This window comes from Streptococcus suis (assembly GCF_002964045.1).
Classification (GTDB): domain Bacteria; phylum Bacillota; class Bacilli; order Lactobacillales; family Streptococcaceae; genus Streptococcus; species Streptococcus suis_U.
Genome location: NZ_POPB01000582.1, coordinates 1 through 340, shown reverse-complemented (window position 1 = coordinate 340; position 340 = coordinate 1). Strand labels below are relative to the sequence as shown.

Genomic DNA, 340 nt, shown 5'->3' with positions numbered 1-340 from the left:
TAAAATATCAGCTTCAAATTTTAGCATTCATGCGATTATGTCATGTATAAATAAATATGACTTCGATCGTAAATTGACTGTCTTTGAACAAATAATTATTGGTGCTTTGACACAATTAAATTGTCCCTTACCTCTAGAATTCTTAGAAAAAGTTTATCGAACTTATCACCAAAAAACATTGACTTTAAGCACAGAAAATGCGGATATGTCGGAAACATTCGACAAACTATCACAAGACGGATTTATTGAATTTTTAGATTCCGGGAAAGTGATTTTAGCTAATACTGGTCACTCCTTTGTACAGTCTCAAGTTGAAGAAAGATTGCTTGTAAATGCAATT

Annotated in this window: 1 protein-coding gene; it reads left to right on the top strand. The window is 31.5% G+C overall.

What is annotated here, in order from left to right:
* Positions 1-340: hypothetical protein (locus tag C1E99_RS14810; RefSeq protein ID WP_161951217.1), on the top strand; the 340-nt coding region annotated here is incomplete at both ends.